The organism is Caulobacter sp. LARHSG274 (genome assembly GCF_052871235.1).
On sequence record NZ_JBIXJO010000001.1, the window covers coordinates 607,284 to 631,740 of the forward strand.

Genomic DNA, 24,457 nt, shown 5'->3' on the forward strand with positions numbered 1-24,457 from the left:
TTCCCACCATAAAAACGCCCGCACGAGCCCGTACGAAAGATCCTGAACGCCATGGCCAAGACCCCCGCTAAGGCTCCCGCCGCCGCTGTTAAGCCGGCCGCCGTCAAGAAGCCCGCCGCTCCGAAGGCCGCCGCCGCGCCTGCGACGGCCGCCCCGAAAGCTCCCGTCGCCAAGAAGCCGGCCGCCCCCAAGGTCGCAGCCGCCGCGACCCGCGAAGCGCCCGCCGTCATCGGCGCGGCCACCGGCAAGCTGGTGCAGGTCATCGGCGCCGTCGTCGACGTCGAGTTCGAAGGCCCGCTGCCGGCCATCCTCAACGCCCTGGAAACCGTCAACACCGCCTCGGGCCAGCGCCTGGTGTTCGAGGTCGCCCAGCACCTGGGCCAGAACACCGTCCGCGCCATCGCCATGGACGCCACCGAGGGCCTGGTCCGCGGCCAGGCCGTGCGCGACACCGGCGAATCGATCCGCGTCCCCGTCGGCCCCGGCACCCTGGGCCGGATCATGAACGTGATCGGCGAGCCGATCGACGAGCAGGGGCCGATCAAGTCGGACATCACCCGCACGATCCACCGCGACGCTCCGTCCTTCGCCGAGCAGACCAACACCGCTGAAGTGCTGGTCACCGGCATCAAGGTCATCGACCTGATGTGCCCCTACACCAAGGGCGGCAAGATCGGCCTGTTCGGCGGCGCCGGCGTGGGCAAGACCGTGACGATGCAGGAGCTGATCAACAACATCGCCAAGGCTTACGGCGGCTACTCGGTCCTGGCCGGCGTGGGCGAACGCACCCGCGAAGGCAACGACCTCTATCACGAGATGATCGAGTCCAACGTCAACGTCGATCCCAAGGCCAACAACGGCTCGACCGAAGGCAGCCGCTGCGCCCTGGTCTACGGCCAGATGAACGAGCCCCCCGGCGCCCGCGCCCGCGTCGCCCTGACCGGCCTGTCGATCGCGGAATATTTCCGCGACGAGGAAGGCAAGGACGTGCTGCTGTTCGTCGACAACATCTTCCGCTTCACCCAAGCCGGCGCCGAAGTGTCGGCTCTGCTGGGCCGCATCCCCTCGGCCGTGGGCTACCAGCCCACCCTGGCCACCGAGATGGGCAACCTGCAGGAGCGCATCACCTCGACCAACAAGGGCTCGATCACCTCGGTCCAGGCCATCTACGTGCCCGCCGACGACCTGACCGACCCGGCGCCCGCCGCCTCGTTCGCCCACCTGGACGCCACCACCGTGCTGTCGCGCGACATCGCCGCCCAGGCCATCTTCCCGGCCGTCGACCCGCTGGACTCGACCTCGCGGATCATGGACCCGCTGGTCATCGGCGAAGAGCACTACAACGTCGCCCGCTCGGTCCAGGAAGTGCTGCAGCAGTACAAGGCCCTGAAGGACATCATCGCCATCCTGGGCATGGACGAGCTGTCGGAAGAGGACAAGCTGACGGTCGCCCGCGCCCGCAAGATCCAGCGCTTCCTGTCGCAGCCGTTCCACGTCGCCGAGCAGTTCACCAACACGCCCGGCGCCTTCGTCCAGCTGAAGGACACCATCCGCTCGTTCAAGGGCATCGTCGACGGCGAGTACGACCACCTGCCGGAAGCGGCCTTCTACATGGTCGGCCCGATCGAGGAAGCCGTGGCCAAGGCCGAAAAGCTGGCTGGCGAAGCCTGATGAGCGACGAACACGAGCTGGTCAACTTCTGCTGCGAGGAACTCGAGGAGGCGGTGTCTTCGGATCCCGAGGCCTCGCTGATCGAGCATGACAGCGGTCTGATCCTGCTCAACCTGGGTCACCGGGAAGAGGATGGTGAGACGGGCACGGTCCTGACCACCATCCGCTTCTGCCCGTTCTGCGGGACCGAGATCCAGACCGACGAAGACATCGAAGCCGCCTTGGGCGAAGTCGAGATCGTGGAATAATGACCAAGCTGCACTTCTCCCTCGTCGCGCCCGAGCGCGAACTGTTCTCCGCCGAGGTCGACCAGGTCGACGCCCCGGGCGCGGAAGGCGACTTCGGCGTCCTGCCGAACCACGCCCCGTTCATGACCACCCTGCGCGAGGGCCGGGTCACGGTCCGCGATGGTTCGACCGTGCGCCTGTTCGACATCCAGGGCGGTTTCGCCGACGTCGGTCCGGACGGCTTCACCATCCTGGCCGAGCACGCGGTCGAAGCGGTCTAGAGGCCTTTCGATCTTCCGATCGAACATCACGGCCCGGGCGTGCAAGCGCCCGGGCCGTTCTGCGTTCGGGACCTGTCTCTCCGAAGCCGGCGGAAAAAGTCAGCGGGCCTGTCGCAAGGCTCCCGGCTCGCGCGTCCTCGGGATACGAAGAGCCTGGAGCACGACAATGCCCAAGATCATGTCCATCACCACCGCCCCGCCGCGCGCCGGCGCTTTCGCCCGGAGCCTCGCCATGACCCCGACCCTCACCGCCTTCAAGGCTTCGCCCGACCGCGGCCGGGGCCTGGCCCGGGACATGGGCGTCCGCTGGGCGCTCGAAGAGGTCGGCCTGCCCTATGACGTTCGGCTGGTGTCCTTCGCGGAGATGAAGGAAACCGCCCATCGGGCGCGCCATCCGTTCGGGCAGATCCCCACCTATGAGGAAGACGGCCTGGCCCTGTTCGAGTCGGGGGCCATCGTCTTCCATCTCGCCCAGCATCACGCCGGCCTGCTGCCCGAGGACCCCAAGGCCCGGGCCCGGGCGATCACCTGGATGTTCGCGGCCCTGAGCACGGTGGAGCCGGCGGTCGTCGAGCGCTCCATGGCCTCGCTGTTCGAGCGCGACCAGCCGTGGTTCGAGGCCCGCCAATCCATGCTCGACGATCGGGTCCGCGCCCGGCTGCGCGACCTGTCCAACCACCTGGGCGACGCCGACTGGCTCGAGGGGGCGTTCAGCGCTGGCGACCTGCTGATGGTGACGGTGCTGCGCCGCCTGGGCGGATCGGGCCTGCTGGAGGAGCACCCGAGCATCGCCGCCTATGTCGCCCGCGGCGAGGCGCGGCCCGCCTACCGGCGCGCCTTCGAGGATCAACTGGCGGTCTTCACCGCCGCCGCCGGCGCCTGATACAAGGACCGGTCGGGCGATTCCCACCGCGCCCGGCCGGCTCCAGGTCGATCCCGGGATCGGCCGTCATTTCCGGGACAAGGCATGAGTCTGTTCGACACTGAGGCCTGGCGCGAACGCATGGACGAGCGCTGGTTCGCCAGCGGCGTCGAACTGGCCGAGGCCGGGGCGGTCGACCTGGTGGCGATCGAGGACGACAGCGTCACCGCCCATGTCCGCGGCGGCGAGCTCTATGTCGTCTCCCTGCGCGCCCCGGCCGGCGAGGGCGCCTGCACCTGTCCGGGCTTCGACAAGTTCGGGGCCTGCAAGCACCAGGCGGCGGTGGTCGTGGCCGCCAACCTGCTCGACGCCGTGGGCCTGCAGCAGGTTCGCGACCGCCTGGCCCGGCTGCGCGACGGCCTGGCCCTGGAAAGCCGCGAGGCGCTGATCGAGCGGCTGATCGACCTGGCCAAGCGCGATCCCCAGGTGCTGGCCGGTCTGGAGAGCTGAACGCCTCGACCGAACCGCTAGGCTGACGCCGTCAGCGCGCGGTAGGTGAAATTCCGCAGCACCACCTCGCCCGGGCCGGCTCCGTAGACGCCGACCCTGAGGCTGAGGAAGCCGCCGAAGACATTGTGATGGAGGCCCGACACCTCCATGCGGGTGTCGTGCCGCCGCCAGGTGCGGCCCTCGTCATAGGAGTAGTGGTAGGTGACGACATGCTCGTCATTGCCGATCCGCAGCCGCATGACGCGGGCGTCGTGGGACTTCCTGGCCCAGGCCAGCTCCTCGGAATATTCGAAGGTCTTCAGGGTCGAAGGCGTGAAGCCCAGGCCGACGAAGGCCTTGTGATTGTAGAACAGCAGCAGGCCGCCCTCGGCCTCGCCCTGCAGCTCGATCGTGATCTCCACCTCATAGGCGCGGTCGCCGACCAGGCAGGTCAGGGGGGCGGAATCGGCGGGCGAGGTTCCCCGTCCCCGGATGCGCAAGTTGTTGGACTCATAGACCGCGCGGCCGGCCTCGTCCGGCGCCGGGTCGTGAAAGGTCCATTGCACGCCCATCCGGTCGGCGGCGAAATCGTCCGACAGCGCCCGGCCGGACGGACCGGCCCGGCCGCCCTTCGGCTTGGCCAGGGGCTTGGACAGGTCCCCGCCCAGCACCCGGAACCAGCCGTCCGCGGTCCATTCCACCGGGGCCAGCAAGGTCTGGCGGCCCAGGGTGCGAAAGCCGTTCTCGTAGCCGTGATAGACCATCCACCAGTCGCCGGCCGGGCCCTCGACCAGGCTGCCGTGGCCGCGCGACCACCAGGGTTCGGCGGCGCTGACGGTGCGGACCAGGGGATTGTGCGGGCAATGCTCCCACGGCCCCTGCACCGAGCGCGACCGCGCGGCGATCACCATGTGGCCGGTGGCCGGGCCGGCCGTGCCGCCCACCGCGGTGACCAGGTAGAACCAGCCGTTGCGCCGCAAGAGCTTGGGGCCTTCCGGCGCGAAGTTCTCGACCACCCAGTCGTCGGGATAGCGCCAGGGCGCATAGGCCGCTTCCAGCGCGCCGTCGGTGGCCAGGCCGTCGTCGGTCAGCCGGATCTTGCGAACGCCGTTGGTGAACAGGTAGCGCCGGCCGTCCTCGCCCACCACGTGGCCGGGATCGATGCAGCCGGCGATCTTCAGATCGATCGGATCGCTCCACGGCCCGCGGATGTCGTCGGCCCAGATCACATAGATCGACCATCCCTTGCCGTCCGGATCGGCCGGTATGTAGATGAAGTAGCGGCCGTCGTGCTTGGCCAGGTCCACGGCCCAGATCACGCCCAGCGGCTTGAACAGGGCGGGTCCGACCGGCGTCCAGTTCACTAGGTCCGTCGAGCGCCAGATCACCAGGCCCGGATAGGAATAGAACGACGAGAAGGTCATGTAGTAGTCGTCGCCATCCTTCAGGATGGTCGGGTCGGGATGGTCGCCGGCGACGATCGGGTTCAGGAACCTCCCGTCGCCCAGGTCGGCCTTGCGCTGGCCTTCCGGGCCGCGCCCCCACGACGGCGACGCCGAGACCGCCCGTGGCGCCGGGGCCGCCGCCGCCAGCGCCGGAGTCGCCGCGCCGGCGAGCAGGCCCGCGAAAAGGTTTCGCCGCGCTATGGTCATGGCCGTCGATCCCTCCGTGATAGCGCTGACCTTTAGAGGCCCCCGGCAGCCTGGTCCATCCTCGGCCGGGGAGGCCGGAGATGCGGGCGACTGCTGACCCGGCGGCGCCCTCAATCCTCTTTTCTACCCTTCCCTCCTCCTTGCGGGGAGGGTGGCCCCGAAGGGGTCGGGTGGGGGCCGGCGCAGGGCGTCGAAGATCGGCCGGCTCAGCAGGCCCCACCCGACCCTGGCTCCGCCAGGGCCACCCTCCCCACGGAGGGGGAGGGAAAGGTAAAAAGAAAGGGGGAGGGAAGGCATTCTGGGGGATCGGGGCGCGTCGATCCCCGCGAGCGACGCTGTAGACATCAAGCTTTCCAACGCCTTGCAGAATCTTCAGCGTCACAAGTCCTCGGCGCTGAAACCGCCCTTATCCTGTCTTCACCTCGTCGCAGGGAAAGGGCGCATGGCCAGCGACCGATGCGGCGGCGGGGGGCGATCGAGCGGGACTGGGCTGGAGGGGGTTACTTCAGCGTGTCCGGGGAGCCTGGCGTTGCAGGCCCCGCCCGCCGTCGGCGTCGACGGGGATAAAGCGCGTGTGTCGAAGATCCGCGCCCTCGTCGCCGGGGCCCGTCGGAAACGGCGGGGTTCCGGAGTCCGGCTAGGCCTTAACAGGGCCGCCTACCGGACGCGGACGGAAAACGAGCGCGCGGAGCGGTGGCTTCGTCGAAACGGTACTCACTCAAACACTCCGGACGTCGTCCGGCGCTCCGCGTCCCTTTCCATCACCTCAGCGGTCATCCGCGTGAGGCGGCGAAGTCGTGAGCGAGGCCGCCGCTCTAAGGGAAAGAGCTTGCAAGACCCCACGCCCTCAAGCTCAGAGCCCCGCCAGCACCTCCGCCGCCCAGGCCGGAACGACCTCGGTGGCTGGGCCGTAGCGGCGCTCGTCGAAGGCGCGGGCGTTATCCGACGGTTGCAGATTGATCTCGCAGGCGCGGATTCCCAGCGCCCGGGCCTCGGCCACGAAGCCGGCGGCCGGATAGACCGAGCCGGAGGTGCCGATCGCCACGAACAGGTCCGACTCCTCCAGGGCGTCCGCGATCGCCTCCATGCGCAGCGGCGTTTCGCCGAACCACACCACGTGCGGCCGGGCGGTTCCCGTCGCGCCGCAGGCCGGACAGGCGCTGTCGGCGACCAGCGGCGCGCGGTCGGGCCAGACGGCCTGGCAGGCGTGGCAGCGGGTCGCCGACAGCTCGCCGTGCATGTGGACCACCTCGACGCAGCCGGCCTGCTCGTGCAGGTCGTCGACGTTCTGGGTGCAGAGGAACAATCGTCCGCTCCGCGCCGCCAGTCCCGACTGCAGCCGCGCCAGGGCGAAATGGGCGGCGTTGGGCGCGGCCGTCGCCAGGTTGGCCCGGCGGGCATTGTAGAAGGCCCGCACCCTGGCCGGATCGCGGGCGAAGCCCTCGGGCGTGGCCACCAGCGACAGGTCGTGACGGGTCCAGACCCCGTCGGCGTCGCGAAACGTGCCCAGGCCGCTCTCGGCCGAGATCCCGGCCCCGGTCAGCACGAAGACGTCCAATCCCACCGCCACCCTCCCCTGCCGCCGATCCCGCGGCATGAACCTGACGCACCCGTCATTTTTAATTTGACCCTTTGCGCGGTTTCAGTGAACTGTGTTCAGCTGAGGCCAAGGCCGCGTGGACGGCCCGTTCACCCGCAAGAGAGCCGCCCAGGAAGGAGCCGCCCGTGACGGACCAGAACATCACCAAGGACGCCATGTACGACGCGGTGGCGCCCGACGATTTCGAATCGATGCTCGAACTCGATCGCTACAACAACCGCTCGAGCGCCTTCGACAAGATCATTTCGGCGACCCACGACCATTTCTGGGATCCGCTCGACAAGGCCTATATCGACTTCGACGAGCCGTTCGACATGGAGAACCAGGCGCTGGTTCCCGAGGACCTGGTCATCGCCCTGTCGACCGACTACGTCTCCAACCATCTCAGCGATCCCAGGCAGCGCATCCGCTTCATCAACCAGTCGGTGCTGCGCAGCTTCTCGTCGATCCTGCACGGTGAGCAGGGGGCGCTGAACCTGTCGGCCAGCCTGTGCCACGTGCTCAAGGACCAGGGCGCCCAGGAATACGCCGCCAACCAGACCCGCGAGGAGGCTCGCCACGTCACCGCCTTCGCCAAATACATCAAGACCCGCTGGGGCAGGCCGGTCGCCTGCGGCCCGGCCCTGAAGGCCCTGCTGGTCGAGATCATCGCCGCGCCCGAGGTCTACAAGAAGATCATCGGCATGCAGATGCTGGTCGAGGGCCTGGCCATGGGGGCGTTCGCCACCTTTTTCACCAAGATCAACGACCCCGTCGGCAAGAAACTGCTGCAGCTGGTGATGACCGACGAGGCCTTCCATCACAAGTTCGGCAAGATCTGGGCCGACCGCACGGTGCCCAAGCTGACCCCCGAGGAGCACGCGATCATCGAGGACTGGGCCGCCCACTGCTTCCAGACCCTGCTGTTCAACCTGGTCTCGCCGCACCAGCAGCTGGATCTCTATGTCGAGTTCGGCCTGGATCCCGACAAGGTCGTCGAGGAGTACGGGAAGATCATGACCGACGACCTGCGCCGGGAGAACATGAAGGAGCAGACCAACATCTTCCGGGTTCTGGTCAAGACCCTGCTCAACGCCGGCATCATCACCGAGCGGACCAAGGCCTTCTACGCCATGTATGTCGACATCGAGGAGCTGAGGAACGAGGGCGACCGGATGGTCGGCGACGACATCGCCGAGGAGGGCATCCGCCACCTGCGGGCCATCAATTTCAAGGACCGGGCCCGGCCGGCGACCATCGCCGCCGAGTAGGGCCGGTTTGGATGCGCGGCGCCGCGCCGGAACTTCAGCACGGCGCTTTGCGTTTCTGGCGCCTCGTGAGGCAAGGTGAAGGTATGCGCGCAGCTTTCATGATGATCGCCGCTCTGGCCGGCGCGGGCCTGCTGGTCGGCGCCTCGGCCCAGGCCGCGGCCAAGCCGCCGGCCAAGCCGATCGAGGCCAGCTTCTATACCGGCAAATGGTACGAGATCGCCCGCACCCCCAACGCCGGCCAGCGCGACTGCGAGGCCCCGACCACCGAATTCGCCGACAGGACGCAGGGCGAGGGCTTCTCGGTCCGCCAGGTCTGCCGCAAGGGCTCGGCCTCCGGCGCCGCCAAGGTGTTCAACACCAGCGGCAAGATCGTCGCCGGAACCCAGAACACCAAGTTCTCGATGAGCTTCCTGGGCGGCCTGAAGAAGCAGGAATATTGGGTGCTGGACCGGGCCGACGACCAGTCCTGGGCGATCATGGCCACGCCGGGCGGCAACTATGTCTGGCTGCTGTCGCGTCAGCCGGTGATGCCGCCCGCCGACAGGGCCGCGGCCCTGGAGCGGATCAAGGACCTGGGCTACGCCAAGCTGGAGTTCCCGCAGCAGCCGCCGACGTGAGCGCGCGATGAGCTTGATTCCCGAACAAAGCTGGAACAAGGTTCGGGCATGGACGTCGTCGTCGACCTTCGGCCCTCGCGGCCAGAGACCACCGATCTGGTGACCCGTGGCGCGGCGCGGTTCCTGGTGTCGCTGGGCTATGCGCCCCTGGCCGAGGTGACGCTGCCCAACGGCCGCCGGGCCGACCTGATGGCCCTGGGTCCCAAGGGCGACGTGCTGATCGTCGAGGTCAAGTCGGGGCTGGAGGACTTCCGGATCGATCGCAAGTGGCCGCAATATGCGCCCTATTGCGACGCCTTCTACTTCGCGGTCGCGCCGCATTTTCCCGAGGGCGTCCTGCCCGAGGATCCCGGCCTGATCGTCGCCGACGGCTTCGGCGGGGCGGTGGTGCGCGAGGCGCCGGTCGCGCCCCTGGCCCCGGCGCGGCGCAAGGCCCTGACCCTCGCCTTCGCGCGCATGGCCGCCCTGCGCGCCGCCGGCGTCAGCGCCGAACGGCTGGCGCTTTAGTCCCGGTCGAAATTGCGAGCCAGCAGGAAGCCGAACACCAGGCCGGCGACGAAGGTCCCGACCGCCAGGGCAATCGGATGTTCTTCGGCCTGCTGGTGGGCGACCTGGGCCTTCTCGGCCGTCCAGGTCTTGCCGACCTCGGCCTTCTCCTCGACGAAGGCGCGGGCGACCTCGGCCTTTTCGGCGACGGTCTCGACGGCCTTGTCCACCGCGGCCTTGGCGCGCTTGGCGCCGGCCTTGGCCGTCGTCTTGGCGGTGGCCTTGGGCGCCGGGGTCTTGATCGTGAAGTCGGTCATGCGAAGTCCCGTCAGGGGGCGGAAGAGCCAACAACCGTAACACGTCGAAGGGAAAAACGTTTCGTTCTCGCGAGCCGGTCCCGCTAGTTGTCGCGCACCACCTTCAGCACCGCCTCGCCATAGCGGTCGAGCTTGCCCTGCCCCACCCCGCCGGCCTTGGCCAGGGCGGCCAGGGTTCCGGGCCGGGCGGCGGCGATCTCGGCCAGGGTGGCGTCGTGGAAGATCACATAGGGCGGCACGTGCTGCAGCTGGGCCTGCTCGCGGCGCCAGGCCCGCAAGACCTCGAACAGGGCCTGGTCCTCCAGCGCCACCACCAGGGCGGCCGCGCCGTCGCGGCGCTTGCGGGTCTTGCCGGCCGCCGCCTCTCCACGACCAGAACGGCCGGGACCATCGGCGGTCGCCGGCTGCTGGCGCAGCGACACCAGCCGCTCGCCGCGATAGACCTGCCGCACCCCCTCGCCGTCGCCCAGGCCGATCAGCGGCCGGCCGTCATTGGGGTCCTCGCGCAGCAGCCCCTCGAACACCAGGGTGTCGAGCAGGTCGCGCCAGCCCTGCGGACTGAACTCCTTACCGATGCCGAAGGTCGACATCTGGGCCTCGGCCGGGGTGACGTCCTTGGTCTTGCCCAGCAGGTGGTCGACCAGCCGGCCGCGCCCGAACCGCCCGCCCAGCCGATGGGCCGCCGACAGCGCCTTCTGGGCCGCTTGAGTGGCGTCGACCCCCGTCGGCGGCGAGACGCAGATGTCGCAGACCCCGCAGCGCTCGACCCCCTCCTCGCCGAAATAGCGGCGGACGGCGGCGGCCCGGCAGGTGACGCCCTCCAGCATGGCGTAGAACTGCCGCAGCTTGCGCAGCTGCACGGCCTTGACCTCCTCGGGAGCGTTCTGGCCGTCGATCCGCCGCACCGCCCAGGCCAGGTCGGCCGAGCTGTAGAGGGTGATGCCCTCGGCCGGCTGGCGGTCGCGCCCGGCCCGGCCGATCTCCTGCCAATAGGCCTCGATGGCGGCCGGCGGGTCGGCATGGATCACGAAGCGGACGTCGGGCTTGTCGACCCCCATGCCGAAGGCGATGGTCGCCACCATCACCGCCTCGTCGGCCTCGAGGAACTCCTCCAGCCGCCGGGCCCGCACGCCCTTGTCGAGGCCGGCGTGATAGGCCAGGGCCGGGATCCCTTCGGCGATCAGCTTCTCGGCCAGCTTCTCGGTGGAGTCGCGGCTGCCGGCATAGACCACACCGGCCCGGTTGGGACGCTCGGTGACCAGCTCGATGACCCGGTCGTGGCCCTTGCCCTTCTTGCGCTCGGCGTTCAGGGCCAGCTCATGACGGGCGAAGCTGTCGACGAACTCGGCCGCGCCCGAAAGGCGCAGCTCGGCGCGGATGTCGTCGCGGGTGCGGGCGTCGGCGGTGGCGGTGACCGCCAGGCGCGGGGCGTGCGGGAACACCTCGGCCAGACGGCCCAGCATCCGGTATTCGGGCCGAAAGTCGTGGCCCCACTGGCTGACGCAGTGGGCTTCGTCGACGGCGACCAGGGCCAGAGGCAGGCGCGACAGCCGCTCGAGCATCGACGGCTGCATCAGGCCTTCGGGCGACAGATAGAGCAGGTCGAGGCGGCCGGCGTCGATGCGTCGCCAGATCTCGGCCCGCTCGTCGGGCAGGGTGTTGCTGTCCAGCCGCTCGGCCGCGACCCCGGCCTGCTGCAAGCCGGCCACCTGGTCGGCCATCAGGGCGATCAGCGGCGAGACCACCAGGCCCAGGCCCGGCCGCACCAGGGCGGGGATCTGGTAGCACAGGCTCTTGCCGCCGCCGGTCGGCAGCACGGCCAGGGCGCTGCGTCCGGCCAGCAGCTCGCCGATCACCCCGGCCTGCAGGCCGCGGAAGTCCGAATGGCCGAAGGTGCGGCGCAGCACCTCGCGCGCCGCCTCCAGCGAGGGAGCGGTCCGGGCGTCGGCGGAATCAGGCTGAGCGTACACGGGCGTGTTTTGCCAGGGCGCGAACGCCAGGCCAAGCGCGGCGCCACGATCTGGCCCCTAAAATCCGTAAGAGGAAAATCGGTCTGAAAATGCACATCGGCTTCATCGGCTCTGCTCGCCTGGGATTCAACGTCTTGCGCGCGCGCTCCGGAGATGAAACGAACCATGAACAGGCCGGCGGCGCAAGGCGGGGCGAGACGGCGTTCATTCCACGTCAATCTTGTCGCGCGTTGTGTGGGCTTGAGCTAAACGGATTTCGGCGCGACCCGGGATTTCCGCGCCTTTCGGGAACAGGACGACATGGCCAACGGTACCTTCGGCGGGAACAAGCCGGCGAAGCCGCGACGCACGCCGCTGCAGGCGTTGGTCTACTGGATGGTCGTGCTGGGCGTCTGGGGGCTGATCTTCGTCGTCGCCTTCTTCGCGGTGTTCGCCAGCGACCTGCCCGACACCTCCAAGCTGTATGACGTCAAGCGCCAGCCCTCGATCAACTATCTGGACCGCTCGGGGGCGCTGCTGGCCGTGCGCGGCAGCCAGTACGCCCCGCCGGTCGACCTGGACAGCCTGCCCGAATATGTGCCGGCCGCCTTCGTGGCCATCGAGGACCGCCAGTTCTACCACCATATCGGCTTCAATCCCTGGGGCATCGCCCGCTCGTTGATCTGGAACATGAGCCACGAGGGCGGCCCCCAGCGCGGCGGCTCGACCATCACCCAGCAGCTGGCCAAGAACCTCTTCCTCAGCCCGGCCCAGAACTACCGGCGCAAGGCCCAGGAGCTGATCCTGGCGGTGTGGCTGGAGATGAAGTTCAGCAAGAAGCAGATCCTGGCCCTCTATATGAACCGGGTCTATTTCGGGGCCGGGGCCTATGGCATCGAGGCCGCCTCGCAGCGCTATTTCAACAAGCCGGCCTCGCAACTGACCGTCGGCGAGGCGGCCCTGCTGGCCGGGCTGATGAAGGCCCCGGCCCGCTATTCGCCGGTCTCGGCCAGCGACCGCGCCGCCCGCCGCGCCACCGTCGTGCTCGACGAGATGGTGCGGATGAAGGCCATCACCGCGCAGCAGCGCGACGAGGCCTTCCAGGAGCCGGTGCGGGTCTCGGCCACCCTGGCCAACCAGCGGGCCCAGTATTTCACCGACTATGTCGACGCCCAGGTGCGCTCGCTGGTCGGCGAGCCGACCGAGGATCTCGTCGTCGAAACAACCTTGGACCTGCCGATCCAGGTGTCGGCCGAGCGCTCGGTGCAGCTGGGCGTCCAGGGCCACAAGGCCCAGGGCGTGCAGCAGGCGGCCCTGGTGGCGATCGACGGCGAGGGCCGCATCCGCGCCTATGTCGGCGGCGCCGACTACAGCGACAGCCAGTTCGATCGCGTCACCAGCGCCCGCCGCCAGGCCGGCTCGGCCTTCAAGCCGTTCGTCTATCTGACCGCCATGGACCAGGGCCGCAATCCCAGCGTCATGGTGGTCGACGAGCCGGTGAAGATCGGCAACTGGGAGCCCAAGAACTACACCAACAAATATCTGGGTCCGATGACCCTGCAGACCGCCCTGGCCCAGTCGATCAACACCGTCGCCGCCCGGCTGGCCAACGAGGTCGGCACCAGCAATGTCGCCGCCACCGCCCGGCGGCTGGGGATCACCAGCAAGATCCAGCTGGATCCGTCGATGGCCCTGGGCGCGGTCGAGGTGTCGCCGATGGAGATGGCCCAGGCCTACGCCGCGTTCTCCAACGGCGGCTTCCTGGCCAAGGGCTACGGCATCGAGCGCATCCGCACCACCAGCGGCAAGGTCCTCTACGACCACAGCGTCGACAAGGGCCCGCGCCCGGCGGTGATCGGCTCGCCGTCCCTGCAGTACATGAACCAGATGATGCGCCAGGTCGTCGAGGCCGGCACCGGGGCCCGGGCCAAGGTCGAGGGCTACGACATCGCCGGCAAGACCGGCACCACCAGCGATTACCGCGACGCCTGGTTCGTCGGCTATACCGGCGGCTTCGTCACCGCGGTGTGGACCGGCAAGGACGACAACACCCCGATGAAGCGGGTCACCGGCGGCGGCGCCCCGGCCGAGATCTGGAAGAGCTTCATGTCGGCGGCCCTGCCGCGGCTGAAGGCCGCCCCGATCCCCGGCGGGGTGATCGAGCCGCCGGCTCCGGCCGGCGAGGACCCGATCGGCGACCTGCTGACCGGCCCGCCGCCGGCCGAGGGCCCGGCCGCCGAGACCCCCGCCGCCGGGACGCCGCCGCCGGCCCAGCTGCCCTATTAGAGCATCGCGCGGATCGTTTACGGACACGGCTTTTCGACCTCGGGCTTTCGCGGCGAGTGGATGAGGAGGCGCGGAGCGGCCGGGCCAGGCCCGGAGACCGTGGGTATTGAGTGTGCGTTTCGGCGTGGACAGACCGCTCCGCGGAACCGTTTGTCTCGAGGGACGGCGACTGAGGGCCTGTTTCATCCCGATCGACGTTCCCCCTCGGACGGGCAGGATCAAAGTCGCCCGGAAGGGGCCGTCAGCGACTCCGACAGATCCTGGAACAGGCCGGTTTGAACCTCCCGGCCCCGTCGACCCGCCTGTCCCGCCATCGTCCCCGGAGGACCTTGGAGCCTTCTGAGCCCCGCCGCCCGCCGCGACCCGATCGCCAGGCCCAGGCGGCCCCGCTCGGTTCCATCTCCATCGCCGCTTCGGGTCGGTACCAAGCGCCCTCCTCCGCGACGGAGACAGGTTTGATTGTGCGGGAGGTTTGAGCCCTGGCGGGTGGGTGACGCTGGTTATTTTTCAGGGCGTTGAAAGGGTTGAGGTTCTTGGCGTCAGCGACGGGGATGGAGGCGTCTCGATCCCCGCATTCCGCCCTTGCGGGACCCCCTCTATCTTTTCCTTCCCGTCGGCGGATGGGGGAAGGTGGCCGCGAAGCGGTCGGATGGGGGTGAACGCGCAGCGTTCTTCTCGCCGCCAGCTCCGCAGTCACCCCCATCCCCGGCCCTTCCCCCATCAAGGGGGAAGGGAGCTGGCGAAGGCCGTCGGATGAGGGGTCCCCCAAAACTCGACCGCCGCACCCGACCGTTCCGCCCATCGCAGCGGCGCCGATCCTCGACCCCTCATCCGACCTCGCTCCGCGAGGCTGCCTTCTCGCGCAAGGGGAGAAGGAGGTTTTGTCCCGCCCTACACCCGGTCCCGGAACGGATCCGCGGGATAAACCCCCAGAATCTCGAACTTGTCCGAAAAGAACTTCAGCTCGTCGAAGGCCAGGGCCAGGCTGCGGTCTTCGGGGCGGCCGTCGACCTCGGCGTAGAAGAAGGTGGCGGTGAAATGGCCGCCCTCCATGTAGCTTTCCAGCTTGGTCATGTTGACGCCGTTGGTCGCAAAACCGCCCAGCGCCTTGTAGAGGGCGGCCGGCAGGTTGCGGACCTTGAACACGAAGCTGGTCACGCAGCGGTGGGTGAAGGGCGGCGCCTCGGGCTTGGCCTCGGCCGTCATCACCAGGAAGCGGGTGGTGTTGTTGCGTTCGTCCTCGATGTCGCGGGCCAGGATGTCCAGGCCATAGATCTCGGCGGCCAGGGCCGGGGCGACGGCGGCGCGGGTCGGGTCGGGCTTCAGGGCCAGGGCCTTGGCCGCGCCCGCTGTGTCGCCGGCGCTCTCGTGGGCCAGGCCCAGCTTCCTGAGGCTGTGGCGGCATTGGCTGAGGGCGATCGGCATCGAGCAGGCAATCTTCACCGTCTCCAGCGTTACGCCCTTGTTGGCCATCAGCTGGAAGCGGATCGGCTTGAAGCGCTCGCCGACGATCTGCAATCCCGAAGCGGGCAAGAGATGGTGGACGTCGGCGACCCGGCCGGCGATCGAGTTCTCGATCGGGATCATGCCCAGCTGGCAGGCGCCGGTCTTGATGGCCTCGAAGGCCTCCTCGAAGGTCGCGCAGGGCACGGCCTCGTAGTCGGGAAAATAGGTGCGGCAGGCCTCGTGGCTGTTGGCGCCGGGCTCGCCCTGGAAGGCGATCTTCTTGAGGAGGCTCATGCTTGTTTCCCGGCGTATTGGCGCGCCGCTTCGAGGTCGGACGGATTGTCGACGGAGATCGGGGCCTCGGCCGCCACCGCGGCGCGCAGGCTCAGGCCCAGCTCCATGGCCCGCAACTGCTCCAGCTTCTCACGCTTCTCCAGCGGCGAGGGCGGGGCGGCGTTGAAGGCCTCTAGGGCGGCGCGGCGATAGCCGTAGATGCCGATGTGCCGCCAGACCGGTCCGTCGCCATAGAGCGTCGAGCGGGTGAAATAGAGCGCCCGGCCCGACAGGCCGTCCTGCTCCAGGGCCAGCACCGCCTTGACGACGTCGGGATTGGCGCGGTCGGCCGACGAGGCCTCCCGCGCCACGACGGTGGCGATGTCGCAGTCGGGATAGGCCGACAGCAGGTCGGCGCAGGCGGCCAGGACCGAGGGCTGCACGAACGGCATGTCGCCCTGCAGGTTGATCACCACGTCGTGGCGGCCGTCGGGATCCAGGACGTCCAGCGCCGCCAGGATTCGGTCGGAGCCGGAGGCCAGGCCCGGATCGGTCAGCACCGCCTCGCCGCCCGCCGCCCTTACCGCGTCCACGATCTCTGCATCCCCCGCCGCCACGGCGACCGGTCCGATTCCGGCCGCCTGGGCCTGGCGCAGCACGCGCACGACCATCGGCAGGCCGCCGATGTCGGCCAGGGGCTTGTCCGGCAGGCGAGTGGCCGCCATTCGGGCCGGGATCAGGACGATTGGGTTCATCGAGGCGTCATGGGTGGCGGATGCGGGCAAAACCGTTGCTGCCCGGTTGCGCCTGGGGCGGTAGCGTGTAAGAGACGCGAGCGCAACATGGAGCGCGCGGGGGGAACCTCCGGGCGCGGATTCGGGCCTGTCGCGAGGCGGCCCCCAAGAGGCTGGTAAGGCTTTAGATGAGCGACCTGACGTTCAACAAGATCGCTGGCGGCGTACTGCTGACCGGCCTGGTCATCTTCGGTCTGCGGGAAGCGTCGGACATCGTTTTCGCCAAGCACGAAATCGAGAAGCCCGGCTACGAGATCGCGGTGGCCGAAGAGGCCGGCGAGGGCGCGGCCGCCGCCGAGGTCCCGCCCGACTGGGGCAGCGTCCTGCTGGTGCCGGCCAATATCGAGAAGGGCAAGGAGGTCAGCGCCAAGTGCGCCTCGTGCCACAACTTCACGGCCGAGAACCATACCGGTCCGGGCCTGATGGGCGTGGTCGGCCGCAAGCCGGGCACTCATCCCGGCTTCGCCTATTCGCCGGGCATGCTCGACTTCGGCAGCAAGAATCCCGTCTGGGACTATGACCACCTCGACACCTTCCTGAAGGCGCCGCAGAAGGACGTCTCGGGCACCAAGATGACCTTCGTCGGCCTGAAGAAGCAGGAAGACCGGATCGCCATCATCGCCTATCTGCACAGCCTGGGTTCGACCCTGCCCGTGCCGGCGCCGAAGCCGGCCGGCGCGGCTCCGGCCGCTGCGGGCGCCGCCCCTGCCGCTGGCGCCGGCGCCGCGGGAGGCGCTCCGGCCCCGGCCGCTGGCGCTCCGGCGAGCGGAACCCCGGCCGCCGCCGGCGCCCCGGCCACCGCGACCCCGGCCCCCGCCGCCCAGCAAGGCGCGACCGCCCCGGTCAAATAGGTCGGCGCAATCCGAGAGCGTTCAAAGGCCGCGGGGTTCGCCTCGCGGCCTTTGGCTTGCCGGCCTTCCAGGCGCCGTGGAAGCGTCGTCAGCAAAGCTGCCTTGCGACCTTTTCCTATTTCGTGAGTAGGATATCGAACCAAGCCGCTTCATCGGAACCGTTCGATCATGACGTCTCGCCTGCTGGCCGCGGCCGCCGTTACCGCGCTGCTGATCGCCGCCCCGGCGTCCGCCTTCGCCGCCAAGGCCCCGACCGTGGCCCTGAAGTCCCTGGCCGACCTGCCGACCCCGCCCTATCCCTATGACGAGAAGGCCGACGCCGAGGCCGACGTCGCCGCCGCCCTGAAGCGCGCCAGGAAGACCCACAAGCTGACCCTGATCGATTTCGGCGGCAACTGGTGCGGCGACTGCCGGGTGTTCGCCGGCGTCATCGAGCAGCCCGACGTCAAGGCCTGGGTCGACAAGCATTATGAGGTCGTGACGGTCAATGTCGGCCGCTACGACAAGAACATGCAGATCCCGGCCCGCTACGGCCTCGACAAGCTCAAGGGCGTGCCCAGCTTCCTGGTGGTCGATCCCAAGGGCAGGCTGGTCAATGACGGCGCCTTCTTCGCCCTGACCGACGCCCGCCACATGACCCCGCAGTCGATCGTCGACTGGCTGGCCCAGTGGCCGAAGTGAGCCGTCGGTAGGTTCACGGCCGCCGCCAGCCCGTCGGCGGGCCGCCGCCGGCCGCCTCGATCCGGGCGATCGCCTCGGCCAGCGGCTCGATGGCCACGGCCATGTGGTGGGCGTTGGCGTGCAGGATGGTCTCGGCGTCGAGCAGGATGGCCACGTGGCCCCGCCAGAACACCAGGTCGCCGCGCCGGCGCTGATCGGCCGTGATCGGGGCGAAGAAGGCCCGCTGCAGGTCGGTGTCGCGCGGAACCGCCCGCCCGCAGGCGGCCAGGGCCTGCTGGACCAGGCCCGAACAGTCCAGGCCCAGGGATTCGCGTCCGCCCCACTGGTAGGGCGCGCCCAGAAAGCGCGCCGCCACGGCCACATAGTCGCTCTGGACGACGCCGACCGGCGACAGGTGGTCGGCGACGAACCACCCCGTCCTCTCGCCCTTGGCGAAACGGCCGTCGCGCGCCTCGACCGCGACCAGGGCGTTGAGCGAATAGAGGCCCAGGGGCCGCGACTTGATGTTCGGCTCGGCGAAGGCGTAGGTGCGCAGGGCGGCCACCTGATGGGTGGCGGGCGCGCCCGGGGCGGCGAGGTCCTGCTCGGCCACGAAGCCGACATAGCCGTCGCGGGCCGCCTGGCCCCAGGCGAAGCCGTCCTGGAGGTCGAGCACCCGGAAGCACTCGCCGAACAATAGCTGGTCCCATTGCTCGGCGAACGGATCCGGGGTCTTGCGCAGGGCCGCCGACGGAACCGCGACCTGACGCAGGGTCGGCGCCTCATAGCGTTCGGCCGGGACCAGGCCCTGGAGGTCCAGGTCGGCGAGGTCAGGGCGAGCCAGGGTCAGGCGGGGATCGCTCATGGATGGGGCGCCTTGGGGAACCGGGCCTTGAGCATGGCGTAGAGGCCGCGGATCACCTGGGCTTCGCCGCCGGCCGGGTGACCGGGCCGGGCCTTGGGGTTCCAGGCGAAGATGTCGAAATGCGCCCAGGCCCCGTGGGTCGGGGCGAAGCGTTGCAGGAACAGGGCCGCCGTCACCGACCCGGCCTGGGCCCAGGCGTCGGGATCGTTCTTGAGGTCGGCGATGTCGCTCTCGACCGCCTCGCGATAGCCGTCCCACAACGGCATGCGCCAGACCGGGTCGGCCGCCGCCCGCGCCCCGGCCTCGATCGACCGGGCCAGGTCGTCGTCGGGGGTGTAGAACGGGATCACCTGCGGGCCCAGGGCGGCGCGGGCGGCGCCGGTCAGGGTGGCCAGGTCGAGGGTCAGGGCCGGCTCGAGCTCGGCGGCCCGGGTCAGGGCGTCGGCCAGGATCAACCGGCCCTCGGCGTCGGTGTTGCCGACCTCGACCGTCAGGCCCGAGCGGGTGGCCAGCACGTCGCCGGGCCGCATGGCGTCGCCGGCGATGGCGTTCTCGACCACCGGGACCAGCACGCTCAGCCGCACGGGCAGGCCGGCGGCCATCACCATCCGGCCCAGGGCCAGGGCGTGGGCCGCGCCGCCCATGTCCTTCTTCATCAGCCGCATGCCCGAGGAGGGCTTGATGTCGAGGCCGCCGGTGTCGAACACCACGCCCTTGCCGACCAGCGCCAGCCGCGGATGGGCTTCGTCGCCCCAGCTGATCTCGATCATCCGCGGCGCGCGGCCGGGAACCGCGGCGCGGCCGACGGCATGGACCGCCGGATAGTTCTCGGCCAGCAGGTCGTCGCCGGTGACCACCGCGATGTCGGCGCCATGGCGCTCGGCGATCTCGCGGGCGATGGTCTCGATCTGCAGCGGTCCCATGTCGTTGGCCGGGGTGTTGATCATGTCGCGGGCCAGGGCGCAGGCGTGGGCGACGGCATGGACCTCGTCGAGATCGACGCTCTCGGCCGCGACCAGTCGCCGCGGCCGCTCGCCGGCGCGGGGGCGATAGCGGTCGAACCGATAGGCGCCGAGAGCGAAGGCCAGGGCGATCTGGTCGGCGGCGAAGCCTTCGGGCACGGCCGCCAGGCGGTAGTCGCCGGCCGGCAGCCGGCCCGGCAGGGCGCGAAACAGCATGGCGTCGGCCTTGCCGCGGTCGCCCAGTCCCAGCAGCACCCGGTCCACCGATCCTTGCGGCGTCGGCAGGACCAGGACCTGGCCGGCCTTGGCCTTGAAGTCCTCCAGCCCCACGAACCCCTTCACGAAGCTGGGCCGCGCCTCGACGAAGGCGGCCAGTTCGGTCTCGTGGAGGCAGTGGATGGGCGTCACCGTCCCTTCCTCGGCGGACCGGAGCGTGGGGGCGATGATCGGTTCCGACATGGGGCGCGCCTCTGGGACGGATTTATGCTTAACGATTCCTTGAGGGCCCGCGGGCGAGGATGCGGGACCTTCCGGAGATCCGTCTTCATGTGTCGCAAGCGCGCGCTCCTCGCAACCGTTCTCGCCCCGCTTCTGCTGCTGGCGGCGACCGCCGACGCCGCGGACAAGCCGGCTCCAGCCGAGACAGCGGCCTTGCCCGCCGCGCCGCGCAAGGCCAGCGCCGCCCAGCGGGCCGAGGCCCAGCGCGCCGACCCCTTGGCCCGCGCCGCCTTCTGGGCCAATGAATTCGACCAGGACGGCCGCGACGTCGAGGCCGCCGTCGGCCTGTCCCAGGCCCTGCGGGCGCTCGGGCGCTTCGACGAGGCGGCCGACGCCATCGGCCGCGTGCTGATCAGCGCGCCCGACGACTACGCGGCCCTGATGGAATCGGCGCGGGCCAATATCGCCCGCGGCCAGGGCTTCTACGCCATCGAGCCGGCCCGCAAGGCCGCCGCCCTGCAGCCCCGCGACTGGCGGCCCCAGTCGCTGCTGGGGGTCGCCTACGAGCAAGCCAAGCGGGACGACGAGTCGCTGGCAGCGCACCGGCAGGCCATCGCCCTGGCCCCAGGCGAGGCGGTTCCCCTGGCTAACCTGGCCATGCACATGGCGTCCAGCGGCGACCTGGCCGGCGCTGAAGCCACTTTGCGCAAGGCCGCCGCCTTGCCGACGGCGACCATCCAGGTGCGCCAGAACCTGGCCCTGGTGGTAGGCCTGCAAGGCCGTCTCGACGAGGCCGAGCGCCTGGCTCGCCAGGACCTGCCGCCGGAATCGGTGGACAACAACCTCGCCTGGCTGCGCGCCGCCACCGGCCAGGCCAGCGCCACGCGCTCATGGGACGCGATGAAGACCGGCGGCTAGCGCCGAGACCGCGGCTCCGCCGTTCTAACCATAAATATCGGTCTCGATGGCCGGTCGGCGGACGACGCCTGAGGTGTTTATCTCAGTGTTGCTTCATCACATCCTGGATCGTGATGATCGCCGGACCCAGGATGACGACGAACAGCACCGGCAGGAAGAAGAGAATCATCGGCACCGTCAGCTTGGCGGGCAGGGCGGCGGCCTTCTTCTCGGCGGCTGACAGGCGCAGCTCGCGATTTTCCTTGGCCATGACCCGCAGCGCCGAACCCAGCGGCGTGCCGTAGCGCTCGGCCTGGATCATGGCGGTGACCACCGAGCGGATGCCCGGGTGATTGGTCCGTCGCGACAGGCCCTCATAGGCCAGGCGCCTTTCGGGCAGGTAGCTGAGTTCGGCGGTCAGAAGGCTCAGTTCCTCGGCCAGCTCGATCGACGCCGAGCCGACCTCGGCCCCGACCTTGGCGATCGCCGCCTCGATCGACATGCCGCTTTCAACACAGATCAGCATCAGGTCCAGGGCGTCCGGAAAGGCCGAGACAATCGATCCACGGCGCTTCTGGGCGATGTTCTGAATGTAGATGTTTGGCGCGTAGTAGCCCGCGGTCAACGCCACCAGGCAGGCGGCGAGCTTCTGCATGGGCAACAGCCCAAAGCCGTTGATGACATAAAGGTAGAGGGCCGCCACCGCCGCGAAGACCAGCGGCGCCACGAAGCGGAAGAAATAGAAGGTCGAAACCGGCTTGGGCCCACGGAAGCCCGCCTGGGCCAGTTTGTCCACGACCTTGGGATCTTCCAGCAATCTGGACAGTTGCAGTCGCTCGACGACGTTCTTGTACATTCCCTCGTCGGAGTGGCGCAGGACGCCGCCGGCGCCGCTCTTCTGATTCAAGGCCTCGCGCGAGCGGCGACGCAGTTCCTCGCGCCGGTTGGCGACGGACTTGAGTCGCCCTTCCAGGCCGTTGCTGTTCATGGCCGGCGCGGCCAGGGTCACGATGGTGGCGAACACGACGATGGCGACAAAGGCGCTGAGCAGGTTGGAAGGGTCGGTGAGCATCTGGATCATCGCCGTTCCCCTAGAACTTGAAGTTGATCATCTTGCGCATCACGAAGATGCCCATGCTCATCCAGATTCCGGCGACCACCAACATCACGTGCCCCCGCGGATCGGTGAATAGCGGCGCCATGTATTTCGGGGCGGTGACCGAGATCAGCGCCACCACGCCCGGCGGAAGGCTGCCAATAATGAAGGCCGAGGCGACGGCTTCCGCCGACAGCGCCTTGATCTTCTCGACCATCAGTTTGCGCGCTCGCAGCACGGTCGACAGATTGCCCAGGGCCTCGGCCAGGTTGCCGCCGGTCTTGGCCTGGATCGACAGGACAATGGTGAAGAAGCGCAGTTCGTTGGTCGGCATGCGTTCGTACATCCGCTCCAGCGCCTGATCCATCGACATGCCCATGGCGACGTTCTCGGTCAGCACCCGGAATTCACCCGCCAAGGGTTCGGGACACTCCTTGCCGATCACCTTCAGGCAGTCATGGACCGGCAGGCCCGACTTGATGCCTCGGACGATGATGTCGATGGCGTCGGAAAAGGCTTCGGTGAATTTCTTGGTTCGAGCCTTGGCCATCATGCCGACCACCCAGCGCGGCAGGCCGAACCCGGCGGCGAAGGCCGCGCCCAGGGCGATCAGCGGCATCTGGTGCAGGACCAGGAGCAGCACGCCGACCGTCAACCCGATCACGGCGCTGATGATCCAGAACATCCTGGTGTTTTCACCCAGACCTGCGGCGCGCAGGTGGGCGGCGACCGTCAGAGACGCTTTCTTCTGTCGCCGGTCCTGCTCCTTCAGCGTCTTGATGATCTGCTTGCGGCGAAGATCGGGACTGTTGGCCGCGGCCTTGGCCCGAGCCGCCGCCGCCTGGCGGTCGCCGCCGGCGATGAGCTGGGCGCGCTTGACCGTCTTGGTCGAACCGTTGCCGCCGCCCGTTAACGCAAAGCCAAGGCCGGCGATGGTGAGGAAGCCCAGCACGCCGGCGAGGAGGAACAGCATCGCCTACTCCGCCGCGTCGAGCGCTTCGGCCAGCTCGCGCTCCAAGCCGTAATAGCGGGCGCGATCCCAGAACCGGGGACGACCGATGCCGGTCGAGCGGTGCTTGCCCAGCACCTTTCCATGCTCGTCCTCGCCGTTGATCTCGTAGACGAAGAGGTCCTGGGTGACGATCACGTCGCCTTCCAGGCCCACGACCTCGGTGATGTGGGTGATGCGGCGTGAGCCGTCGCGCAGGCGGGCGGCCTGGATGATCACGTCGACCGAGCCGACGATCATCTCCTTGATGGTCTTGGAGGGCAGGCCGTAGCCGCCCATGGTGATCATGCTCTCGATCCGGCTGATGGCCTCACGCGGGCTGTTGGCGTGCAGCGTGCCCATCGAGCCGTCGTGGCCGGTGTTCATGGCCTGCAGCAGGTCGAAGGCCTCGGGCCCGCGGACTTCGCCGACGATGATCCGCTCGGGACGCATCCGCAGGCAGTTCTTGACCAGGTCGCGCATGGTCACCGCCCCCTGGCCTTCCAGGTTGGGCGGACGGGTTTCCAGGCGCACCACGTGCGGCTGCTGCAGCTGCAGTTCGGCGGCGTCCTCGCAGGTCACCACCCGTTCGGTCGGATCGATGAAGGCGGTCATGGTGTTGAGCAGGGTGGTCTTGCCCGAACCGGTGCCGCCCGAGATGACGATGTTGCAGCGGCAGGCGCCGATGACGCCCAGGACCCGCGCCCCTTCCGGGCTGATCGACATGTAGTCGACCAGGTTCTTCATCGTCAGCTTGTCCTTCTTGAACTTCCGGATGGTCAGGGTGGGACCATCGAGCGCCAAGGGCGGGGCGATGACGTTGACGCGGCTGCCGTCGGGCAGGCGGGCGTCGCAGATCGGGCTGCTTTCGTCGACGCGGCGGCCGACCTGGCTGACGATCCGCTGGCAGATGTTCATCAGCTGCAGATTGTCGCGGAAGCGGACGTTGGTCAGCTGGACCTTGCCGCTGACTTCGATGAACACCCGGTGGGCGCCGTTGACCATGATGTCGGCGATGTCGTCGCGGGCCAGCAGCGGCTCCAGCGGCCCGTAACCGAGGACGTCGTTGATGATGTCCTGGACCAGGTGCTCCTGCTCGGAGACCGACATCGAGACGTTCTTGATCGCCACCAGCTCGGCGACGATATCGCGGATTTCCTCGGCCGCCACCTTCAGGTCCAGCTGGGCCAGCTGCGACAGGTCGATGGTGTTGAGCAGGGCGTTGAAGATCGTGGTCTTGGTGGCGTGGTAGTAGTCGCTCTGCTCGCGCACCACCTGGGCGGTAGGCGGCGCGCCCTGGGCGGCGCGGAGCTGCTCCAGGCCGGTGGTGGCCTTGGGTCCGCCCGTCTTGCCGGCGGGCGGCGCGGCCGGAGCGGCGGGCTCGACCGCGATGGGCTCGACGCGCTGCGGACGCGTGGCGATGGCCGCCGCCGCGCCGCTGGGCGCGGGCGGTGGCGCATGCTCTGTCCGAACGGCGGCCTGGTCGCGCTTGCCGAACAT

The 24,457-nt window shown here is 69.1% G+C and carries 23 protein-coding genes; 12 read left to right on the forward strand and 11 right to left on the reverse strand.

Going from position 1 to position 24,457, the window contains the following annotated elements:
* The first annotated feature begins 51 nt into the window (after positions 1 to 51).
* The 5 genes from atpD to ACIPQB_RS02850 all read left to right on the forward strand — a co-directional run bounded on the left by atpD (position 52) and on the right by ACIPQB_RS02850 (position 3,551).
* The gene (gene atpD / locus ACIPQB_RS02830; RefSeq protein ID WP_446483675.1) at positions 52 to 1,671 is read left to right on the forward strand and encodes a F0F1 ATP synthase subunit beta; all 1,620 of its coding nucleotides are present in this window, start codon (positions 52 to 54) and stop codon (positions 1,669 to 1,671) included.
* Positions 1,671 to 1,919, forward strand: a complete 249-nt coding sequence (locus ACIPQB_RS02835) for a hypothetical protein (RefSeq protein WP_446483676.1) — start codon at positions 1,671 to 1,673, stop codon at positions 1,917 to 1,919. The genes atpD and ACIPQB_RS02835 overlap by 1 nt, the downstream gene beginning before the upstream one ends.
* Positions 1,919 to 2,179 carry an ATP synthase F1 subunit epsilon gene (locus ACIPQB_RS02840; protein ID WP_446483677.1) on the forward strand — a complete coding sequence of 87 codons (261 nt, stop codon included), beginning with the start codon at positions 1,919 to 1,921 and terminating at the stop codon, positions 2,177 to 2,179. Before ACIPQB_RS02835 ends, ACIPQB_RS02840 begins: the two co-directional genes overlap by 1 nt.
* Before the next feature lie 232 nt (positions 2,180 to 2,411).
* On the forward strand, positions 2,412 to 3,062 hold the full coding sequence (locus tag ACIPQB_RS02845) for a glutathione S-transferase family protein (protein ID WP_446483976.1): 651 nt from the start codon (positions 2,412 to 2,414) through the stop codon (positions 3,060 to 3,062).
* Positions 3,063 to 3,146: 84 nt separating this feature from the next.
* The gene (locus ACIPQB_RS02850) at positions 3,147 to 3,551 is read left to right on the forward strand and encodes an SWIM zinc finger family protein (RefSeq protein WP_446483678.1); all 405 of its coding nucleotides are present in this window, start codon (positions 3,147 to 3,149) and stop codon (positions 3,549 to 3,551) included.
* A gap of 17 nt (positions 3,552 to 3,568) precedes the next feature.
* On the opposite strand, the gene ACIPQB_RS02855 is transcribed toward ACIPQB_RS02850, so the two are convergent.
* Entirely contained in the window at positions 3,569 to 5,182 is a 1,614-nt protein-coding gene (locus tag ACIPQB_RS02855; RefSeq protein WP_446483679.1) for a family 43 glycosylhydrolase, read from the reverse strand.
* An 853-nt stretch (positions 5,183 to 6,035) separates the two neighbouring features.
* Positions 6,036 to 6,779 (reverse strand): NAD-dependent deacylase, encoded by a 744-nt coding sequence (locus tag ACIPQB_RS02860; protein ID WP_446483680.1) that lies wholly within the window; start codon positions 6,777 to 6,779, stop codon positions 6,036 to 6,038.
* Positions 6,780 to 6,907: 128 nt separating this feature from the next.
* On the opposite strand from ACIPQB_RS02860, the gene ACIPQB_RS02865 reads away from it, so the two are divergent.
* From ACIPQB_RS02865 to mmcB, 3 genes are all read left to right on the forward strand, one after another.
* Positions 6,908 to 8,032 (forward strand): ferritin-like domain-containing protein, encoded by a 1,125-nt coding sequence (locus tag ACIPQB_RS02865; RefSeq protein ID WP_446483681.1) that lies wholly within the window; start codon positions 6,908 to 6,910, stop codon positions 8,030 to 8,032.
* Between the two features lie 83 nt (positions 8,033 to 8,115).
* Complete coding sequence (locus ACIPQB_RS02870) at positions 8,116 to 8,649, forward strand: lipocalin family protein (RefSeq protein WP_446483682.1); 534 nt, start codon at positions 8,116 to 8,118, stop codon at positions 8,647 to 8,649.
* 48 nt (positions 8,650 to 8,697) lie between these two features.
* Entirely contained in the window at positions 8,698 to 9,156 is a 459-nt protein-coding gene (gene mmcB, locus ACIPQB_RS02875) for a DNA repair putative endonuclease MmcB (protein WP_446483683.1), read from the forward strand.
* Here the strand turns inward: mmcB and ACIPQB_RS02880 are convergent.
* Both ACIPQB_RS02880 and recQ read right to left on the reverse strand, forming a co-directional pair.
* Positions 9,153 to 9,452: a hypothetical protein gene (locus tag ACIPQB_RS02880; RefSeq protein ID WP_446483684.1), complete on the reverse strand. Its 300-nt coding sequence runs from the start codon at positions 9,450 to 9,452 to the stop codon at positions 9,153 to 9,155. The two genes, mmcB and ACIPQB_RS02880, sit on opposite strands and share 4 nt — an antisense overlap.
* A gap of 83 nt (positions 9,453 to 9,535) precedes the next feature.
* Positions 9,536 to 11,422, reverse strand: a complete 1,887-nt coding sequence (gene recQ / locus ACIPQB_RS02885; protein WP_446483685.1) for a DNA helicase RecQ — start codon at positions 11,420 to 11,422, stop codon at positions 9,536 to 9,538.
* A gap of 300 nt (positions 11,423 to 11,722) precedes the next feature.
* On the opposite strand from recQ, the gene ACIPQB_RS02890 reads away from it, so the two are divergent.
* Positions 11,723 to 13,687, forward strand: coding sequence for a transglycosylase domain-containing protein (locus ACIPQB_RS02890; protein ID WP_446483686.1), 1,965 nt, complete (start codon positions 11,723 to 11,725; stop codon positions 13,685 to 13,687).
* A gap of 891 nt (positions 13,688 to 14,578) precedes the next feature.
* Here the strand turns inward: ACIPQB_RS02890 and ACIPQB_RS02895 are convergent.
* Both ACIPQB_RS02895 and ACIPQB_RS02900 read right to left on the reverse strand, forming a co-directional pair.
* Positions 14,579 to 15,427 (reverse strand): prephenate dehydratase, encoded by an 849-nt coding sequence (locus tag ACIPQB_RS02895; RefSeq protein WP_446483687.1) that lies wholly within the window; start codon positions 15,425 to 15,427, stop codon positions 14,579 to 14,581.
* Positions 15,424 to 16,161, reverse strand: a complete 738-nt coding sequence (locus ACIPQB_RS02900) for a 3-deoxy-manno-octulosonate cytidylyltransferase (RefSeq protein WP_446483688.1) — start codon at positions 16,159 to 16,161, stop codon at positions 15,424 to 15,426. The genes ACIPQB_RS02895 and ACIPQB_RS02900 overlap by 4 nt, the downstream gene beginning before the upstream one ends.
* Positions 16,162 to 16,328: 167 nt before the next feature.
* Here ACIPQB_RS02900 and ACIPQB_RS02905 point away from each other — a divergent pair, with 167 nt between their 5' ends.
* Both ACIPQB_RS02905 and ACIPQB_RS02910 read left to right on the forward strand, forming a co-directional pair.
* On the forward strand, positions 16,329 to 17,051 hold the full coding sequence (locus tag ACIPQB_RS02905) for a c-type cytochrome (protein ID WP_446483689.1): 723 nt from the start codon (positions 16,329 to 16,331) through the stop codon (positions 17,049 to 17,051).
* Positions 17,052 to 17,219: 168 nt separating this feature from the next.
* Positions 17,220 to 17,732, forward strand: a complete 513-nt coding sequence (locus ACIPQB_RS02910) for a thioredoxin family protein (protein WP_446483690.1) — start codon at positions 17,220 to 17,222, stop codon at positions 17,730 to 17,732.
* Positions 17,733 to 17,745: 13 nt separating this feature from the next.
* On the opposite strand, the gene ACIPQB_RS02915 is transcribed toward ACIPQB_RS02910, so the two are convergent.
* Entirely contained in the window at positions 17,746 to 18,576 is an 831-nt protein-coding gene (locus tag ACIPQB_RS02915; RefSeq protein WP_446483691.1) for a C40 family peptidase, read from the reverse strand.
* Positions 18,573 to 19,997: a leucyl aminopeptidase family protein gene (locus ACIPQB_RS02920; RefSeq protein ID WP_446483692.1), complete on the reverse strand. Its 1,425-nt coding sequence runs from the start codon at positions 19,995 to 19,997 to the stop codon at positions 18,573 to 18,575. Before ACIPQB_RS02920 ends, ACIPQB_RS02915 begins: the two co-directional genes overlap by 4 nt.
* A gap of 87 nt (positions 19,998 to 20,084) precedes the next feature.
* Between ACIPQB_RS02920 and ACIPQB_RS02925 the strand changes: the two genes are divergently transcribed.
* Positions 20,085 to 20,894 carry a tetratricopeptide repeat protein gene (locus ACIPQB_RS02925; protein ID WP_446483693.1) on the forward strand — a complete coding sequence of 270 codons (810 nt, stop codon included), beginning with the start codon at positions 20,085 to 20,087 and terminating at the stop codon, positions 20,892 to 20,894.
* 82 nt (positions 20,895 to 20,976) lie between these two features.
* Here the strand turns inward: ACIPQB_RS02925 and ACIPQB_RS02930 are convergent, their stop codons facing one another.
* The 3 genes from ACIPQB_RS02930 to ACIPQB_RS02940 are packed head-to-tail and all read right to left on the reverse strand — an operon-like array spanning position 20,977 to position 24,457.
* The gene (locus ACIPQB_RS02930) at positions 20,977 to 21,954 is read right to left on the reverse strand and encodes a type II secretion system F family protein (RefSeq protein ID WP_446483694.1); all 978 of its coding nucleotides are present in this window, start codon (positions 21,952 to 21,954) and stop codon (positions 20,977 to 20,979) included.
* A 10-nt stretch (positions 21,955 to 21,964) separates the two neighbouring features.
* Positions 21,965 to 22,942 carry a type II secretion system F family protein gene (locus tag ACIPQB_RS02935; RefSeq protein WP_446483695.1) on the reverse strand — a complete coding sequence of 326 codons (978 nt, stop codon included), beginning with the start codon at positions 22,940 to 22,942 and terminating at the stop codon, positions 21,965 to 21,967.
* Positions 22,943 to 22,945: 3 nt separating this feature from the next.
* The gene (locus ACIPQB_RS02940) at positions 22,946 to 24,457 is read right to left on the reverse strand and encodes a CpaF family protein (protein ID WP_446483696.1); all 1,512 of its coding nucleotides are present in this window, start codon (positions 24,455 to 24,457) and stop codon (positions 22,946 to 22,948) included.

Excerpts from the sequence above, each read along its gene's own strand:
- ACIPQB_RS02860 (WP_446483680.1), bottom strand. The coding sequence starts at position 6,779 with ATGCCGCGGGATCGGCGGCAGGGGAGGGTGGCGGTGGGATTGGACGTC.
- ACIPQB_RS02925 (WP_446483693.1), top strand. The coding sequence starts at position 20,085 with ATGTGTCGCAAGCGCGCGCTCCTCGCAACCGTTCTCGCCCCGCTTCTG.
- ACIPQB_RS02930 (WP_446483694.1), bottom strand. The coding sequence starts at position 21,954 with ATGATCCAGATGCTCACCGACCCTTCCAACCTGCTCAGCGCCTTTGTC.
- ACIPQB_RS02905 (WP_446483689.1), top strand. The coding sequence starts at position 16,329 with ATGAGCGACCTGACGTTCAACAAGATCGCTGGCGGCGTACTGCTGACC.
- ACIPQB_RS02850 (WP_446483678.1), top strand. The coding sequence starts at position 3,147 with ATGAGTCTGTTCGACACTGAGGCCTGGCGCGAACGCATGGACGAGCGC.
- ACIPQB_RS02890 (WP_446483686.1), top strand. The coding sequence starts at position 11,723 with ATGGCCAACGGTACCTTCGGCGGGAACAAGCCGGCGAAGCCGCGACGC.
- ACIPQB_RS02835 (WP_446483676.1), top strand. The coding sequence starts at position 1,671 with ATGAGCGACGAACACGAGCTGGTCAACTTCTGCTGCGAGGAACTCGAG.
- ACIPQB_RS02915 (WP_446483691.1), bottom strand. The coding sequence starts at position 18,576 with ATGAGCGATCCCCGCCTGACCCTGGCTCGCCCTGACCTCGCCGACCTG.
- ACIPQB_RS02910 (WP_446483690.1), top strand. The coding sequence starts at position 17,220 with ATGACGTCTCGCCTGCTGGCCGCGGCCGCCGTTACCGCGCTGCTGATC.
- ACIPQB_RS02840 (WP_446483677.1), top strand. The coding sequence starts at position 1,919 with ATGACCAAGCTGCACTTCTCCCTCGTCGCGCCCGAGCGCGAACTGTTC.
- ACIPQB_RS02870 (WP_446483682.1), top strand. The coding sequence starts at position 8,116 with ATGCGCGCAGCTTTCATGATGATCGCCGCTCTGGCCGGCGCGGGCCTG.
- ACIPQB_RS02895 (WP_446483687.1), bottom strand. The coding sequence starts at position 15,427 with ATGAGCCTCCTCAAGAAGATCGCCTTCCAGGGCGAGCCCGGCGCCAAC.
- ACIPQB_RS02935 (WP_446483695.1), bottom strand. The coding sequence starts at position 22,942 with ATGCTGTTCCTCCTCGCCGGCGTGCTGGGCTTCCTCACCATCGCCGGC.
- ACIPQB_RS02845 (WP_446483976.1), top strand. The coding sequence starts at position 2,412 with ATGACCCCGACCCTCACCGCCTTCAAGGCTTCGCCCGACCGCGGCCGG.
- ACIPQB_RS02900 (WP_446483688.1), bottom strand. The coding sequence starts at position 16,161 with ATGAACCCAATCGTCCTGATCCCGGCCCGAATGGCGGCCACTCGCCTG.
- ACIPQB_RS02880 (WP_446483684.1), bottom strand. The coding sequence starts at position 9,452 with ATGACCGACTTCACGATCAAGACCCCGGCGCCCAAGGCCACCGCCAAG.
- ACIPQB_RS02855 (WP_446483679.1), bottom strand. The coding sequence starts at position 5,182 with ATGACCATAGCGCGGCGAAACCTTTTCGCGGGCCTGCTCGCCGGCGCG.
- atpD (WP_446483675.1), top strand. The coding sequence starts at position 52 with ATGGCCAAGACCCCCGCTAAGGCTCCCGCCGCCGCTGTTAAGCCGGCC.
- mmcB (WP_446483683.1), top strand. The coding sequence starts at position 8,698 with ATGGACGTCGTCGTCGACCTTCGGCCCTCGCGGCCAGAGACCACCGAT.
- ACIPQB_RS02940 (WP_446483696.1), bottom strand. The coding sequence starts at position 24,457 with ATGTTCGGCAAGCGCGACCAGGCCGCCGTTCGGACAGAGCATGCGCCA.
- ACIPQB_RS02920 (WP_446483692.1), bottom strand. The coding sequence starts at position 19,997 with ATGTCGGAACCGATCATCGCCCCCACGCTCCGGTCCGCCGAGGAAGGG.